Origin of the sequence: Rhodovulum viride, from assembly GCF_003265965.1 — a bacterium.
Taxonomy (GTDB): Bacteria; Pseudomonadota; Alphaproteobacteria; order Rhodobacterales; family Rhodobacteraceae; genus Rhodovulum; species Rhodovulum kholense.
Map to the genome: position 1 here is coordinate 1 of NZ_MUAV01000027.1, position 14,066 is coordinate 14,066.

Below are 14,066 nucleotides of genomic sequence, written 5' to 3' on the forward strand. Positions count from 1 at the left end.
CGATCGTGCCGATGTTAACGTGCGGTTTCGTCCGTTCGAACTTTGCCTTACCCATCTTGGGCGCCTCATGGATTAGGGGGCCGCCTCCGGGCCCGATTCAACATCGCGGGCTCTCTAGTCTCTGGCCCGCCGGAAATCAAGCGTCAGTTGGCCCCGGACGGGTCCGCCGCCGGGGTCGTCGAGGTCGGTTCCGCGGTCGCATCCAGCGGACGCGTCACGATTTCGTCTGCCGATGCGGGCGCTGCGGCGGCCAGCGGGTCGACCGCCGATCCGGCCTCGACCCCGGCCAGGCCCACGTCGGACACGGCGGCATCGGGGTCGTAGTTCAGCCAGTCCTCGCGGTGCTCGACCAGCCAGCGCTCGATCCGCTTGGCCGCGTTCCGGGCCAGCGCGCGCATCTGTTCCTCCTTGGTGCGGGTCAGCCCGGTGCCGATCAGGGTGGCCCCGTTCAGACCTTCGCCCACCGACAGCTGCTCGGATTCGGCGTTCAGCTTCTTGCCCGCCGCGTCGTCCCAGAGATTGGCCGACATGACCAGCATCGATTTCGGGGCCAGCACCACCGGAACGCCCGGCACCGCCAGCGCATAGCCGTCGACCGCGATGCCCAGATGGTAGATCTTGTCGCCGTCATAGCGGCCGAAGCGGCGTTCCAGCTCTTCCTTCAGCACCGTCTCCCATTCTTCCGCCGTCGCCTGTCGAGAGGGGGGGATGTCCTTGGCGTTCTTGGCCACGACGATGGCATAGCCCAGCCTGAAATCGCCCAGCGGCACCGGCGGCTCGTCGAGATCGTCCTTGGCGCCGCAAGCCGAAACGAACGCCAGCGCCGCGACAAGCAGAACGGGCTTCAAGGTCGTGAACAGACGGCTCATGGAGTCCCCGCAAGATGTTGTATCGCCGCCCCGGAATAGCCCAAGGGCCGCGATCACGCAACGCTCGCGCTCAGGTGAAGCGATTGTCCCTTGGGAAGCCGCGCGGTGCCATCCGCCCGCTGCCCGCGCGCTTGCCCAACCATTCGGACAGGTCGGTCTCGGTGCGCGTGCGCCCGGCCGGATCGCGCCAGCTGAGCCCGTCGGCCAGGGTGAAGGTGGTGGCATCGACCAGACCGCCATCCTTATATTTCTGCAACCGAACGCCCTTGCCCCGCGTCATTTCGGGCAGTTCCTCCAGCGGGAAGACCAGCACCTTGCGGTTCTGCCCGACGCAGGCGACGTGATCGCCCGACACCGGCACGCAGACCCTGGCCGCGACCGGCGCCTTGACGTTCAGCGCCTGCTTGCCCGCCCGGGTCTGGGCCAGCACCTCGTCGGCGCCGACGACAAAGCCGTCGCCCGCGCTGGAGGCCACCAGAAGCTTTTCGCCGGGGCGATGGATGAAGAGCGCGACGATCTCGCTTTCATTGGGCAGATCGACCATCAGCCGCACCGGCTCGCCCATGCCGCGCCCGCCGGGAAGCTGGGCCACCGGCAGGGTGTAGAACCGCCCGTTCGCACCGAACAGGATCAGCTTGTCGGTGGTCTCGGCCGGGATCAAGAAGCGGCCCTCGTCGCCGTCCTTGAACTTCAGCGCCGAGCCGTCGGCCAGATGGCCCTTCATCGCCCGGATCCAGCCCATCTTCGAACAGACGACGGTCACCGGCTCGCGCTCGATCATCGCCTCGATCGGCACCTCGGCCACCTCGGCGGCTTCGGCGAACCGGGTCCGGCGCGCGCCCCCCGGCGCCTTGGCGCCGAAGGTCTTGCGGACCTCGCGCAGTTCCTCGGCGATCCGCTTCCATTGCAGGTCTTCGTGGTCCAGCAGATCGCGCAGGCCCGCGCGTTCCTCGGTCAGCCGGTCGCGCTCGGCGGTCAGTTCCATCTCTTCGAGCCGCCGGAGCGAGCGCAGCCGCATGTTCAGGATCGCCTCGGCCTGAACCTCGGTGAGCGTTCCCGGCCCGTCGGCAGGCAGCGGCGAGACATAGTCGCGGTCAGACATCGCCTTGGCGCGCGGCCGCGCCCAGTCCTCGGCCATCAGCGCGGCCTTGGGCTCGTCGTCATAGCGGATGATGTCGATGACGCGATCGAGGTTGAGGAAGGCGATCAGCAGCCCCTCCAGCACCTCGAGCCGGTGGTCGATCTTGTCCAGACGGTGCTCGGACCGGCGGATCAGCACGTCGCGCCGGTGATCGAGGAAGGCGCGCAGCACCTCCTTCAGCGAACAGACCTTCGGCGTGCGCCCGTCGATCAGCACGTTCATGTTGAGGCTGAACCGGATCTCGAGATCCGAGTTGCGGAACAGCGTGCCCATCAGCACTTCGGGGTCGATATTGCGCGAGCGGGGCTCCAGCACCAGCCGGATGTCCTCGGCGCTTTCGTCCCGGACATCGGCCAGGATCGGGATCTTCTTGGTCTGGATCAGGTCGGCGATGCGCTCGATCAGCTTCGATTTCTGCACCTGATAGGGGATCTCGGTGACCACGATCTGCCACTGGCCGCGCCCCAGATCCTCGACCGCCCATTGCGCACGCAGCCGAAAGCTGCCGCGCCCGGTCCGGTAGGCCTGGGCGATGCTGTCGCGCGGCTCCACGATGACGCCGCCGGTCGGGAAATCGGGTCCCGGCACATATTGCAGCAGCGTGTCGTCATGGGCCTCGGGCGACTTGATCAGGTGCAGGCAGGCGCCGACCAGATCGTCGATATTGTGCGGCGGAATGTTCGTCGCCATCCCCACGGCGATGCCGCTGGCGCCGTTGGCCAGCAGGTTCGGAAAGGCCGCGGGCAGCACGACGGGCTCTTCCAGCGTGCCGTCGTAATTGGGGCGGAAATCGACCGCGTTTTCCGACAGCCCCTCCATCAGGGCCTCGGCCGCGGCGGTCAGGCGGGCCTCGGTGTAGCGGCTGGCGGCGGGGTTGTCGCCGTCGATGTTGCCGAAGTTCCCCTGCCCGTCCACCAGCGGGTAGCGGACGTTGAAATCCTGCGCCAGCCGCGCCATCGCATCATAGATCGCGGCGTCGCCATGGGGGTGATAGTTGCCCATCACGTCGCCCGAGATCTTGGCCGACTTGCGGAAGCCTCCGGTCGCGCTCAGCTTGAGTTCGCGCATCGCGAACAGGATCCGGCGGTGCACGGGTTTCATCCCGTCCCGCGCGTCGGGCAGCGCCCGGTCCATGATCGTGGACAGCGCATAGGTCAGATACCGGTCGCCGATGGCACGGCGGAGCGGTTCGGACACGGCGTCCATCTTGGGGTCTTCGGTGGCGTCTGACATACAGGTCGTCTAGATAAGGCGCGCAGACAAGTCCAGAGGCGGAACCCGCCCGCAGGGCCCAACCCGGCCGCCGCCCCGCGCGTAGCAATTTGGGCGCGAAAAGGGTACACTTCCCTTCTTTTTAGGGAGAACCCCAATGAAACTTTTTGCACCAATCGCCTTGGGCACCGCTCTTGTCCTTACCGCCCTTCCCGATCCCGCCCTCGCCCAGAACCAGTCCATGTCGGCCGGCACACAGGCCGGCAGCCATGGTACGCTGCGGGCCAATCCCGGCAGCGGGGCCCGCGTTTCGGTCGGGACCGGATTCGCCATAATCGACATGGGGGCAGAGTCGCGGTCCTTCTGCTGCGACGGCTGCAGCAGCGACCCGGGCGGACCGGGGGGCGTGTCCTGCTCGGGCTGCACCGAAGTCGGACCGGTCAGCTGTTCCGGCACGCTGGTGACCTGCGCCGACGATCTTTCGGGCTGCCCGGTGAACTAGCAGGACAGCTCGGGGCTGGACAGGGCGCGCGCCGGATGCCAACAGCGCGTCATGGCACGCAGCGTCCTGATCACCGGCTGTTCTTCTGGCATCGGCCATGATGCCGCCCATGCGCTCGCCGCGCGGGGCTGGCGGGTGTTCGCCACCTGCCGCCAGGAAGCCGATTGCGCGCGCCTGCGCAGCGAGGGGCTGGAAAGCTTCCCGCTCGACTACGCCAGCGAAGAAAGCATCGCCGCCGCGGTCGACGAGGCCTTGTCGCGCACCGGCGGCACGCTGGACGCGCTTTACAACAATGGCGCCTTCGGCTGTCCCGGCGCGGTCGAGGACCTGCCGCGCGGCGCGCTGCGCGAGATTTTCGAGACCAACCTTTTCGGGGTGCACGACCTCACCCGGCGGGTGATCCCCGCGATGCGCGCGCAGGGCCATGGCCGGATCGTCAACTGTTCCTCGGTGCTGGGGCTCGTGCCGCTGAAATGGCGCGGCGCCTATTCGGCGACGAAATACGCGCTGGAAGGGCTGACCGACACGCTGCGGCTTGAGATGCGCGACACCCCGATCCGGGTGATCCTGATCGAGCCCGGCCCGGTGACCTCGAAGATCCGGGTGAACTCGATCCCGCATTTCGAACGCTGGGTCGACTGGACGGCCAGCGCCCGGGCCGATCAGTACCGCACCTCGCTTCTGCAACGGCTTTACGAGGATCGCGGCCGCGACAGGTTCGAACTGCCGCCCTCGGCGGTCAGCCGCAAGCTGGTCCATGCGCTGGAAGCGCGACACCCGCGCCCGCGCTATTTCGTGACGACGCCCACCTACCTGATGAACATCGCGCGGCGGGTGCTGCCCACGCCCGCGTTCGACTGGCTGATCGACAAGGGCTAGGCGGGACGCGGCGCCCGGACCACGCGCCCGAAGACACAACGCGCAACAAAACGGCCGCAGCAACCTTCCCTGACGAAATATACTTTCCCGACGCTTTTGGTCTGTTCCCTCGGTTTGAGACTCGCTAACACTGCCCGGAACGTTTGACTTGCCCCCGGACGGGGGCGCGACTGCAAGGGAGACACACGCCGATGAAGGTCCTTGTGCCTGTTAAGCGGGTGATCGACTACAACGTGAAGGTCCGCGTGAAGGCGGACGGAACGGGGGTCGATCTCGCCAACGTCAAGATGTCAATGAACCCGTTCGACGAGATCGCCGTCGAAGAGGCGATCCGCCTGAAGGAAAAGGGTCAGGCCACCGAGATCGTCGCGGTCTCGATCGGGGTCAAGCAAGCCCAGGAAACCCTGCGCACGGCGCTGGCCATGGGCGCGGACCGGGCGATCCTGATCGTCGCCGCCGAGGACATCCATGACGATATCGAGCCGCTGGCCGTCGCCAAGATCCTCAAGGCCGTGGTCGACGAGGAACAGCCGGGTCTGGTGCTTTGCGGCAAGCAGGCGATCGACAACGACATGAACGCGACCGGTCAGATGCTGTCCGCGCTTCTGGGCTGGAGCCAGGGCACCTTCGCCTCGGGGCTCGAGATCGACGGCGACATGGCCGAGGTCACCCGCGAGGTCGATGGCGGCCTTCAGACCATCAAGGTCAAGCTGCCGGCCATCGTTTCGGTCGACCTGCGCCTCAACGAGCCGCGCTATGCCTCGCTGCCCAACATCATGAAGGCCAAGAAGAAGCAGCTCGACGAGAAGACGCCCGCCGATTACGGCGTCGACACCGCGCCGCGCCTGACCGTGCTGAAGACCGCCGAACCGCGCGAGCGCAAGGCCGGCGTCAAGGTCGGCTCGGTCGATGAGCTGATCGCGAAACTGAAAGACGAAGCGGGGGTGCTCTGATGGCCGTTCTGCTGCTTGCCGAAGTCACCGGGGGCGAACTGCAACTTGACGCGACCGCCAAGGCGGTGACCGCCGCCAAGGCACTGGGCGAGGTGACCGCGCTTTGCGTCGGCGAACATGCCAAGGCCGCAGGCGAGGCCGCCGCCAGGATCGAGGGCGTGGCGAAGGTTCTGGTCGCCGAGGATGCGATCTACGGCCACCGTCTGGCCGAACCGACCGCCGATCTGATCGTGTCGCTGGCGGGCGACTATGACCATATCGCGGCCCCCGCGACGACCGACGCCAAGAACATCATGCCGCGCGTCGCCGCGCTGCTGGACGTCATGGTCATCACCGATGTCGTGGGCGTGGTCGATGCCGACACGTTCGACCGGCCGATCTATGCCGGCAACGCGATCCAGACCGTCAAGTCCTCGGATGCCAAGAAGGTCCTGACCATCCGCACCTCGACCTTCGAGGCGGCGGGCGAAGGCGCGGGCGCCCCGGTCTCGGACGTGGCGGCTGCGGGCAACCCCGCACTGTCGGAATGGGTCTCGGATACCGAAGCGAAAAGCGACCGGCCCGAACTGACCTCGGCCGGCGTGATCGTCTCGGGCGGCCGCGGCGTCGGGTCGGAAGAGAACTTCAAGCTGATCGAGGACCTGGCCGACAAGCTGGGTGCGGCGGTCGGCGCGTCGCGTGCGGCGGTCGACAGCGGCTTTGCGCCGAACGACTGGCAGGTCGGCCAGACCGGCAAGGTCGTGGCCCCCGAGCTGTACATCGCGGTGGGGATTTCGGGCGCGATCCAGCACCTCGCCGGGATGAAGGACTCGAAAGTCATCGTCGCGATCAACAAGGACGAAGAGGCGCCGATCTTCCAGGTCGCCGATTACGGCCTTGTCGCCGATCTTTTCGATGCGGTGCCAGAGCTGGTCTCCAAGCTCTGAGGCCCCGCCGCCAAGGAACGACAGGCCCGCCGGATCGCACTGGCGGGCCTTTTCATGTCGGCAAGCGGGGTGGGTCGGGGTCAGAGCACGCGCAACTCGTGCAGCGCCACGGTCAGCACTTCGGCAAGTTCATCATGCACCGCCGGTCCGGGCAGCGACGCGGCCGCGGCATGGTCCATCTCGCCATGCACCATGCCCTCGGTGCCCTGGGCAAGCGCTTCGGGGCTGGGCTCGAACTCGATGACCCGGGTGAAATAGGACCGCACCGTATCCAGCATGTGCTGGGTGACGAACAGCGGGTCCTCGCCCAGACCGTCGGACGGCTGATCGTCTTCCGCCGCGTGACCCGACAGCCAGAGCAGGATCTTGTCGCCCGGGATGCGCCCCGCAAGCTTGCGCATCCGCGCCTGCCAGGCCATCTGCAATTCGGCCACCACGATCTCGAAGGCCGAGGGCGATTTCTGCTTCAGCACGCTCAGCATGTGACGGGTGAAGTGGAACTCGGTGAAATCGACGCCGGGATAGAGCGCCTTCAGCATCGCCGAGGCGCGCAGGAAGCGGTCGTTCCGGCGCGGATGCACCACGTAGAAACGGTTCGACATGTTATGGGCCCCGAGCGCCTGAAAGATCGAGACCTTGGCCCCGGCCACCACGTCCATCAGCGAGACGTCGTTCAGGAAGACGTCGATCCCGGCATTGACGCAGCCCAGATTGACCATCTGCAGCCCGGTCGCCTCTTCGATCAGCGCCGGAAACGGCTTCGGCACGAATTTTCCATAGGTCTCGGTGCCACCCACCACGGCACAATAGGGCTGGTCCAGCGATCTCCTTGGCCCCCTGAACAGCAATCTCGAATTGCCGTAACGGCAAGGGAAGTAGGACAGCGATCCGCTGCCCATGTTATCGAAGCTCATCTTGCACCCACTCGCGTCTTGCGACTCACCGCTTTTCAGGTTGGGCATGCGGCGTTTCGAAGTCGCTAAAGTTCGCATTCTATGGATAACGTCGCCCTTGTGCGGCAGCGCCGCATCGGCCAATGTGCCGCCAGCAAGGCGGGGGATGCAGATGGACGTCAGGACGGTCGGGGTAGTCGGTGCGGGCCAGATGGGCAACGGCATCGCCCATGTCTTTGCTCTGGCCGGGTACGAGGTCAAGCTGAACGACATCTCGGCCGAAGCGCTGGACCGGGCGCTGGGCACCATCGGCAAGAACCTCGACCGCCAGGTCAGCCGCGAAAAGATCACCGAGGCCGAGAAGCAGGCCGCGATGGACCGGATCTCGACCACCACGGTACTGACCGATCTGGGGTCTTCGGACTTGATCATCGAGGCCGCGACCGAACGCGAGACGGTCAAGACGGCGATCTTCGAGGATCTGCAGCCGCATCTGAAACCGACCACGATCCTGACCTCGAACACCTCGTCGATCTCGATCACGCGGCTGGCCAGCCGCACCGACCGGCCCGAGAAATTCATGGGGTTCCATTTCATGAACCCGGTGCCGGTGATGCAGCTGGTCGAGCTGATCCGCGGCATCGCCACCGACGAAGAGACCTACCATTCGCTGCTGAAAGTGGTCGAGTCGCTGGGCAAGACCGCCGCCTCGGCCGAGGATTTCCCGGCCTTCATCGTCAACCGCATCCTGATGCCGATGATCAACGAGGCGGTCTACACGCTGTACGAAGGCGTGGGCTCGGTCCGGTCGATCGACGAGTCGATGAAGCTTGGGGCGAACCATCCGATGGGGCCGCTGGAGCTTGCGGATTTCATCGGGCTCGACACCTGCCTGGCGATCATGAATGTGCTGCATGAGGGGTTGGCCGACACCAAGTATCGCCCCTGCCCGCTTTTGACCAAATATGTCGAGGCGGGCTGGCTGGGCCGCAAGACCCATCGCGGGTTCTACGACTACCGGGGCGAGACGCCGGTTCCCACGCGCTGAACGCGCGCCGCGGGCGTACGGCGCCCGTCGGCATTTGGGTATTTTTGCCAAGAAGAAGCCGGATCTTGAGTCAGGCCAAGGTCAGCGTGCGTTCGCGCAGCCAGGCGACGAAGCCACGCGGATCGCCCACCCAGCGCTCGATCACGTCGCGGTCGATAGGCTCGCCCACGGCGGGGGACTGGGGCCGGTTCAGGGCGTGAACGACCTCGTGCAGCAAAAGCCCCTGGCGCAGTGTCGGCGACAGCCGGTTGGCGATCTGATACCAGCGCGAATTGGCGCCGGGAAACCGGACCGGCAGGACCCGGGCGCCCGAGCGCTGGATCAGCTTGGCAGTGAAGGGATTCCAGCCAGCCTCGATTGCGGGGCCGAAGAAGGTCGGCGACGAGGCCACGACCCCGGCCGGGAACAGCACCACGGCGCCGCCCTGGCCAAGATGCGCCATCGCGGCGCGCCGCATCTCGAGGTTCTGTTCGCGCGCCTCCGCGGCATGGGGAAAGGGCACCGGGATCATGAACTCGGCGACCTCGGCGACGCCGGTCAGCAGCGAGCGCGTCAGGATCTTGTAATCGGTCCGCACCCGGCCGACGAGATCGGCCAGCACCATGCCGTCGACCAGCCCGTGAGGATGGTTCGCGACGATCACCAGCGGCCCCTCGCGCGGGATCCGCGCCACCTGGTCGGGCGGGGTCGCGACGGCAATGCCCATCACATCCAGCGCCTGACGCCAGAAGGCCTGGCCCCGGGGAACGCCCCGCGCCTCGAATTCCCGCACGAGACGCAAGAGCGTCAGCTTGCCGGTCAGGATCTCGATGGCGCGGATCGCCTGGGCACGGAGCGGGTCGGGGAAGGTCCGGGCGTAGGACAGCTCGCGCGCGTCGTAAGGCGGCTCGGCCGACGCGTCCGCGTGCGGCTCGGTCCGGACGGGCGCAGCCATCGACGCGCGGGGGTCAGCCATGTCCTGCATCGCGGGCTCGCGTCACATGTCCTCGCCGAACCGGTTCGCCACAAGGCGTTCCAGCGCATCCGCGAGCTTGGCGGCCTCGGGACCGCGGGTCGCGACCTGAATAGTGGTGCCTTTCGAGGCCGCCAGCATCAGCAGGCCCATGATGGAATCGCCCGACGCACTCATCCCGTCGCGGGACACCTCGGCGCTGGCATCGTGCTCTTCGACGCATTCCACGAACTTGGCCGACGCCCGGGCATGCAGCCCCTTTTCGTTTACGATCTCGAACACTCGGATCACGCTGTTGCTGGTCAATGGGTCCTCACAGGCCGCCTGCGTCGAAACTGTCGATATATTTGCGCCCGGCCGCCAGCGCCGAGGCGGTGGCATCGCTGACGCTCATCCGGCGCGACTTGGCCAGCTTGATCAGCATGGGCAGATTGGCGCCGTAAAGGATCCGCCGGTCGCCGGGCGCGCAGGCGCGGATCGACAGGTTCGAGGGCGAGCCGCCGAACATGTCGGTCACCACCACCACCCCGCCGCCCTCGTCGACCTCGTCCGCGGCGCGGCAGATCTCGTCCTGCTTGGCAGCGCGATCGTCGTCGGGTGCGATAGAGATGGCGCGCACGCCGGGCTGCGGGCCCACGACGTGTTCGACCGCAGCCAGGTATTCTCGCGCCAACCCCCCATGCGCGACGATGACGATTCCGATCACGCGCCCGTTCCCGCTCGCCTTGCGGGCGCGCCCTGCGCCCGCCTCTCCAGTTCCCTATGCCTTATAGACACTTGCCATTCCGTTGCCGCAAGCCGTTTTGCCACGGCCTCGGCCACGGCGACCGAACGGTGTTGCCCTCCGGTACAGCCGAAGCCGATCGAGATATGGCTGCGCCCCTCGTCGCGATGGGCCGGCAGCACCAGCGCTGCGAGATCCGAGATCCGGTCGAGAAAGGCTGCAAAGCGCGGGTCGTCGGCGACATGGGCGACCACGGCCGGATCGCGCCCGTCAAGCGCGCGCAAGGTGGGATTCCAGTAAGGATTGCGCAGAAAGCGGCAATCGAAGGCCATGTCGAGCCCCAGCGGCAACCCCCGCTTGTAAGAGAACGAATGCAACGAAACCGCCAGCGGCGCGGCGCCGCCAGGGGCAAAACGCGCGGTCATCTCGGCCCGGAACTCATGGATCGTGAGATCCGAGGTGTCGATCAGGCTGCTCGCCAGTTCGCGGATCGGACCGAGGATATCGAGCTCGCGCGCAACCCCCTCGGCCGGGCTTTCGGCCGGAGCCATCGGATGCCGCCGCCGGGTTTCGGAAAAGCGGCGCAGCAGCACCTCGGGCCGGCAGTCGAGATACAGAACATCGGCCTCGAGCCCCGGGGCCGCCGCCAGCGCGCGGATCAGATCGGCCAGCGCCCGGGCCGAAAAGTCGCGGGTGCGGATATCGACGCCCAGCGCCAGCGAGGGACCCGGCATGGGGCCGTCCAGGAGGCGCGGGATCAGCGAAATCGGCAGGTTGTCGATGGCCTCGAACCCCAGATCCTCCAGCACGTTCAGGGCGGTCGACCGCCCGGCCCCGGACGCACCCGTCACCAGCACGATGCGCTGAGGGCGGGGGCCCGGATCGGTCTCTGCGGCGTTGGACATCAGAAGCGGGGTCCGGCGATGAGGAACTGCAGGATAGCTGCAGGAAAATATGGCCGATCCACGCGGCGAAGCAAGGGCAGCGGCACACCGAGGATCTCGACCTCGCGCGGCGGCGGCATCCGCTCGGTTTCGTCCGCGTCGAGATCGATTGCCAGGAACACCGGCGCGGCGGCGACCGTCTCGGCGCGCAGAAGTCCCACGCCCCGCGCCTCGATCAGGCCGCGGATCGTTTCGGGAGCGGAGGCGACAAGGCCCTCGGGGCCGCGGGTCAACACCGTGCGGTCATCGGCGACCAGACTCGCCCCCAGCGCCATCAACTGCAGCGCCAGGGCCGACTTGCCCGCCCCCGAGGCGCCCCGGATCAGGACGGCGCGCCCGCGATGGGCCACGGTGCTGGCATGAAGGATGCAGGTCTCGGGGTCGGGCATGACGGGTGCGGCGGTCTCCGGCGGGCGCGGGCGTCAGATCGGCAGACCCACGACGAAACGGGCGCCCAGCTGTTCCGAAGTCAGATCGGCCTCGGTCGGGCGGATATTCTCGGCCCATATCACACCGCCATGGGCCTCGACGATCTGTTTCGAGATGGCAAGCCCCAGGCCGGAATGGTTGCCGAACTGACCGGCCGGCCGTTCGGAATAGAACCGGTTGAAAATCTTGGTCAGGGCCTGTTCGGGGATGCCGGGCCCGGTATCCTCGACCACCACCAGAACCCGGTTGTCGCGCTTGCGCGCCCAGATCCGGACGGCATCGCCGGTTTCGCAGAACGAGATCGCGTTGGTGATCAGGTTGACAAACACTTGAGCCAGCCGCGCCTCGAGCCCCTGGATCTGGATCGGCTCGGGCGGCAGGTCGGCGATGAAATCGATCCCGCGTTCTCGCGCCTGCTGGCCCAGATGGTCCGCAAGCCCGCGCAGCAGCCGCACCAGATCGACCGTGGTTTCCTCTTCCTTGACCAGTTCGCTGTCGAGCCGGGAGGCGTTCGATATGTCGCTGACCAGGCGGTCGAGGCGGCGCACGTCATGTTCGATCACGTCGAGCAGCTTGGCGCGCTGGTCTTCGCGCCGGGCGACACGCAGCGTTCCGGTGGCCGAGCGCAGGCTGGCCAGCGGGTTCTTGATTTCGTGTGCCACATCGGCGGCGAACTGTTCGTTGGCGTCGATCCTGTCGTAAAGCGCGGCCACCATGCCGCGCAGCGCAGCCGACAGGCGACCGATCTCGTCCGGGCGGGCGCTGAGGTCGGGGATGCGCACGCGCCCGGGGCTCATCGAGCGGGCATTGCGATCCTGTCCGATCTCGGCCGCGGCAGCAAGTTCGGACAAGGGGTTGGCAATGGTCGAGGCCAGCACGAGGCTGAGCCCGATCGACACCAGAAGGGCGATCACGAAGACCTGAAGCACCTGCTCACGCTCGATCCGCACCAGCCAGTCGATCTCGCCGCTGGCCGAGACCATGGCGACCACGCCGACCACGCGGCCCTCCTGCAGGATCGGGGCGGTGACGGTGAAGGTGGTGCGGTTCTCGGAATCGACCCCGGTCTCGAGCTGCGGCCCTTCGGTCAGGGTGGCCGCGACCTGATCCTTCAGCCTGGCCCGCGGGTCCGCGGTATCCGGGGAGGCAAGGCGGTCGGGGCCCGCGAGGCTCAGGATCGTTTCCCAGACCCGGTAGAGCGCGTCGGTGATCATCGTGATCCGGCCGTCATCGTCGTAGGCGTCCACCGGCCAGTCGGCCCGCCTGACCCCGGTCGCCCGGCCGACGAGGCCCTGCGTGGTGTCGAAGACATAAAGCTCGGCCCCCGGCGCCAGTTCCAGCGCGTCGAGCGTGGCCGCAACATCGAGCCCGTCCGACGCGGCAAGGTCGACTGCGGCACCCCGGGGGATCCGAGCCTCGAAGACATCGGCGACCAGCTTGGTCTCGGCCACCATCCCGCTTTCGCGCAGGCTCAGCAGGCTGTCGCGGGCGGGGTTGAGATAGAGAACGCCCGAGATCAGCACGATCTGGGCGATCAGGTTGGCGGCAATGATCCGGCGCGCCAGCGGCGAGCGGTTCAGCGAAATGAGGCCGCGGCTCGGCAGGGGCGACCGGCGGCGGTCGATCTCGCGGCCGCCGACCCAGCCATAGGGATCATCGCCGAACCCGGCCTCGTCAACCGCCATCCGCTTGCTGTCTCGCACAGGCCCTGTCCCCCCCGAACCGTCGGCCTATTCCTCGTTGTAGCGGTAGCCGATGCCGTACAGGGTCTCGATCGCCGAGAAGTCGGAATCGACCTGACGCATCTTCTTGCGCAGCCGTTTGATGTGGCTGTCGATGGTGCGGTCGTCGACATAGACCTGATCGTCATAGGCCACATCCATCAGCTGGTCGCGGCTCTTGACGAAACCGGGCCGCTGGGCAAGCGCCTGCAGCAGCAGGAATTCGGTAACCGTCAGCGACACATCCATGCCCTTCCAGGTCACCGAATGGCGCAGCGGATCCATGGTCAGCTGGCCGCGCACCATCGACTTGCTTTCCTCGGGCGTGGGCCCGGCATCGGCTGCGATGACCTCTTGCCGACGCAGAAGCGCGCGGATCCGTTCGACCAGAAGCCGTTGCGAGAAGGGCTTCTTGACATAATCGTCGGCGCCCATCCGAAGGCCCAGAACCTCGTCGATCTCGTCATCCTTGGAGGTCAGAAAGATCACCGGCATGGTGCTTTTCTGGCGCACCCGCTGCAGCAGATCCATTCCGTCCATCCGGGGCATCTTGATGTCGAACACCGCCATGTCCGGCATGCGCTTGCTGAACGCGTCGAGCGCCGCCTGGCCGTCATTGTAGGTTTCCACCTCGAACCCTTCGGCCTCGAGCGTCATGGAAACGGAGGTGAGGATGTTCCGGTCATCGTCGACGAGCGCAATCCTAGACATGGGAGAGTTCCTTATCCTGTCCGCAAGCGGAACCAATTGATTCTACGCAACATTTACTCACGCCACAGCTCGAATCGCAGGCCCGTTGCGAATCGCAGCATTACATTGCGGCACATTGAAGCCGGAAAACGTTTACCCAACCGCTAACACCATTCGGGGCCT

15 protein-coding genes are annotated in these 14,066 nt (G+C 66.7%); 5 read left to right on the forward strand and 10 right to left on the reverse strand.

Features of this window, described 5'->3' with window-relative positions:
* Positions 1-143 precede the first annotated feature (143 nt).
* Positions 144-869 (reverse strand): hypothetical protein, encoded by a 726-nt coding sequence (locus BYZ73_RS17665; protein ID WP_245943214.1) that lies wholly within the window; start codon positions 867-869, stop codon positions 144-146.
* A gap of 70 nt (positions 870-939) precedes the next feature.
* Positions 940-3,243 (reverse strand): DNA topoisomerase IV subunit A, encoded by a 2,304-nt coding sequence (locus BYZ73_RS17670; protein WP_112317028.1) that lies wholly within the window; start codon positions 3,241-3,243, stop codon positions 940-942.
* A gap of 136 nt (positions 3,244-3,379) precedes the next feature.
* On the opposite strand from BYZ73_RS17670, the gene BYZ73_RS17675 reads away from it, so the two are divergent.
* From BYZ73_RS17675 to BYZ73_RS17690, 4 genes are all read left to right on the forward strand, one after another.
* Positions 3,380-3,724 (forward strand): hypothetical protein, encoded by a 345-nt coding sequence (locus BYZ73_RS17675; RefSeq protein ID WP_112317030.1) that lies wholly within the window; start codon positions 3,380-3,382, stop codon positions 3,722-3,724.
* 51 nt (positions 3,725-3,775) lie between these two features.
* Positions 3,776-4,603, forward strand: coding sequence for an SDR family NAD(P)-dependent oxidoreductase (locus tag BYZ73_RS17680; protein WP_112317032.1), 828 nt, complete (start codon positions 3,776-3,778; stop codon positions 4,601-4,603).
* Positions 4,604-4,794: 191 nt separating this feature from the next.
* Entirely contained in the window at positions 4,795-5,556 is a 762-nt protein-coding gene (locus BYZ73_RS17685) for an electron transfer flavoprotein subunit beta/FixA family protein (protein ID WP_108028752.1), read from the forward strand.
* Positions 5,556-6,482, forward strand: coding sequence for an electron transfer flavoprotein subunit alpha/FixB family protein (locus tag BYZ73_RS17690; RefSeq protein ID WP_108028751.1), 927 nt, complete (start codon positions 5,556-5,558; stop codon positions 6,480-6,482). The genes BYZ73_RS17685 and BYZ73_RS17690 overlap by 1 nt, the downstream gene beginning before the upstream one ends.
* 80 nt (positions 6,483-6,562) lie before the next feature.
* Here the strand turns inward: BYZ73_RS17690 and BYZ73_RS17695 are convergent, their stop codons facing one another.
* Positions 6,563-7,396 (reverse strand): DUF6473 family protein, encoded by an 834-nt coding sequence (locus tag BYZ73_RS17695; protein WP_112317034.1) that lies wholly within the window; start codon positions 7,394-7,396, stop codon positions 6,563-6,565.
* A gap of 151 nt (positions 7,397-7,547) precedes the next feature.
* On the opposite strand from BYZ73_RS17695, the gene BYZ73_RS17700 reads away from it, so the two are divergent.
* Positions 7,548-8,423 (forward strand): 3-hydroxybutyryl-CoA dehydrogenase, encoded by an 876-nt coding sequence (locus BYZ73_RS17700; RefSeq protein WP_112317100.1) that lies wholly within the window; start codon positions 7,548-7,550, stop codon positions 8,421-8,423.
* 70 nt (positions 8,424-8,493) lie between these two features.
* Here the strand turns inward: BYZ73_RS17700 and BYZ73_RS17705 are convergent, their stop codons facing one another.
* Genes BYZ73_RS17705 through BYZ73_RS17735 form a run of 7 tightly spaced genes read right to left on the reverse strand, consistent with a single transcriptional unit; the run spans position 8,494 to position 13,904 of the window.
* Positions 8,494-9,357, reverse strand: a complete 864-nt coding sequence (locus BYZ73_RS17705) for a lysophospholipid acyltransferase family protein (RefSeq protein ID WP_112317035.1) — start codon at positions 9,355-9,357, stop codon at positions 8,494-8,496.
* A 42-nt stretch (positions 9,358-9,399) separates the two neighbouring features.
* Positions 9,400-9,663 (reverse strand): HPr family phosphocarrier protein, encoded by a 264-nt coding sequence (locus BYZ73_RS17710; protein ID WP_425451098.1) that lies wholly within the window; start codon positions 9,661-9,663, stop codon positions 9,400-9,402.
* Between the two features lie 25 nt (positions 9,664-9,688).
* Positions 9,689-10,081: a PTS sugar transporter subunit IIA gene (locus BYZ73_RS17715; protein ID WP_075784632.1), complete on the reverse strand. Its 393-nt coding sequence runs from the start codon at positions 10,079-10,081 to the stop codon at positions 9,689-9,691.
* A complete protein-coding gene (gene rapZ / locus BYZ73_RS17720) occupies positions 10,078-11,004 on the reverse strand; it encodes an RNase adapter RapZ (protein WP_112317039.1) in 927 nt (308 codons plus the stop codon). Before rapZ ends, BYZ73_RS17715 begins: the two co-directional genes overlap by 4 nt.
* Positions 11,004-11,432, reverse strand: a complete 429-nt coding sequence (locus BYZ73_RS17725) for an HPr kinase/phosphorylase (protein WP_112317041.1) — start codon at positions 11,430-11,432, stop codon at positions 11,004-11,006. Before BYZ73_RS17725 ends, rapZ begins: the two co-directional genes overlap by 1 nt.
* A gap of 33 nt (positions 11,433-11,465) precedes the next feature.
* Positions 11,466-13,157 (reverse strand): sensor histidine kinase, encoded by a 1,692-nt coding sequence (locus BYZ73_RS17730; RefSeq protein WP_108028746.1) that lies wholly within the window; start codon positions 13,155-13,157, stop codon positions 11,466-11,468.
* A gap of 45 nt (positions 13,158-13,202) precedes the next feature.
* Positions 13,203-13,904 (reverse strand): response regulator transcription factor, encoded by a 702-nt coding sequence (locus BYZ73_RS17735; protein WP_108028745.1) that lies wholly within the window; start codon positions 13,902-13,904, stop codon positions 13,203-13,205.
* Positions 13,905-14,066: the final 162 nt, after the last annotated feature.

Bases quoted from the DNA above. Each gene is read 5' to 3' on its own strand.
- BYZ73_RS17665 (WP_245943214.1), bottom strand. From the start codon at position 869: ATGAGCCGTCTGTTCACGACCTTGAAGCCCGTTCTGCTTGTCGCGGCG.
- BYZ73_RS17670 (WP_112317028.1), bottom strand. From the start codon at position 3,243: ATGTCAGACGCCACCGAAGACCCCAAGATGGACGCCGTGTCCGAACCG.
- BYZ73_RS17675 (WP_112317030.1), top strand. From the start codon at position 3,380: ATGAAACTTTTTGCACCAATCGCCTTGGGCACCGCTCTTGTCCTTACC.
- BYZ73_RS17680 (WP_112317032.1), top strand. From the start codon at position 3,776: ATGGCACGCAGCGTCCTGATCACCGGCTGTTCTTCTGGCATCGGCCAT.
- BYZ73_RS17685 (WP_108028752.1), top strand. From the start codon at position 4,795: ATGAAGGTCCTTGTGCCTGTTAAGCGGGTGATCGACTACAACGTGAAG.
- BYZ73_RS17690 (WP_108028751.1), top strand. From the start codon at position 5,556: ATGGCCGTTCTGCTGCTTGCCGAAGTCACCGGGGGCGAACTGCAACTT.
- BYZ73_RS17695 (WP_112317034.1), bottom strand. From the start codon at position 7,396: ATGAGCTTCGATAACATGGGCAGCGGATCGCTGTCCTACTTCCCTTGC.
- BYZ73_RS17700 (WP_112317100.1), top strand. From the start codon at position 7,548: ATGGACGTCAGGACGGTCGGGGTAGTCGGTGCGGGCCAGATGGGCAAC.
- BYZ73_RS17705 (WP_112317035.1), bottom strand. From the start codon at position 9,357: ATGGCTGCGCCCGTCCGGACCGAGCCGCACGCGGACGCGTCGGCCGAG.
- rapZ (WP_112317039.1), bottom strand. From the start codon at position 11,004: ATGTCCAACGCCGCAGAGACCGATCCGGGCCCCCGCCCTCAGCGCATC.
- BYZ73_RS17725 (WP_112317041.1), bottom strand. From the start codon at position 11,432: ATGCCCGACCCCGAGACCTGCATCCTTCATGCCAGCACCGTGGCCCAT.
- BYZ73_RS17730 (WP_108028746.1), bottom strand. From the start codon at position 13,157: ATGGCGGTTGACGAGGCCGGGTTCGGCGATGATCCCTATGGCTGGGTC.
- BYZ73_RS17735 (WP_108028745.1), bottom strand. From the start codon at position 13,904: ATGTCTAGGATTGCGCTCGTCGACGATGACCGGAACATCCTCACCTCC.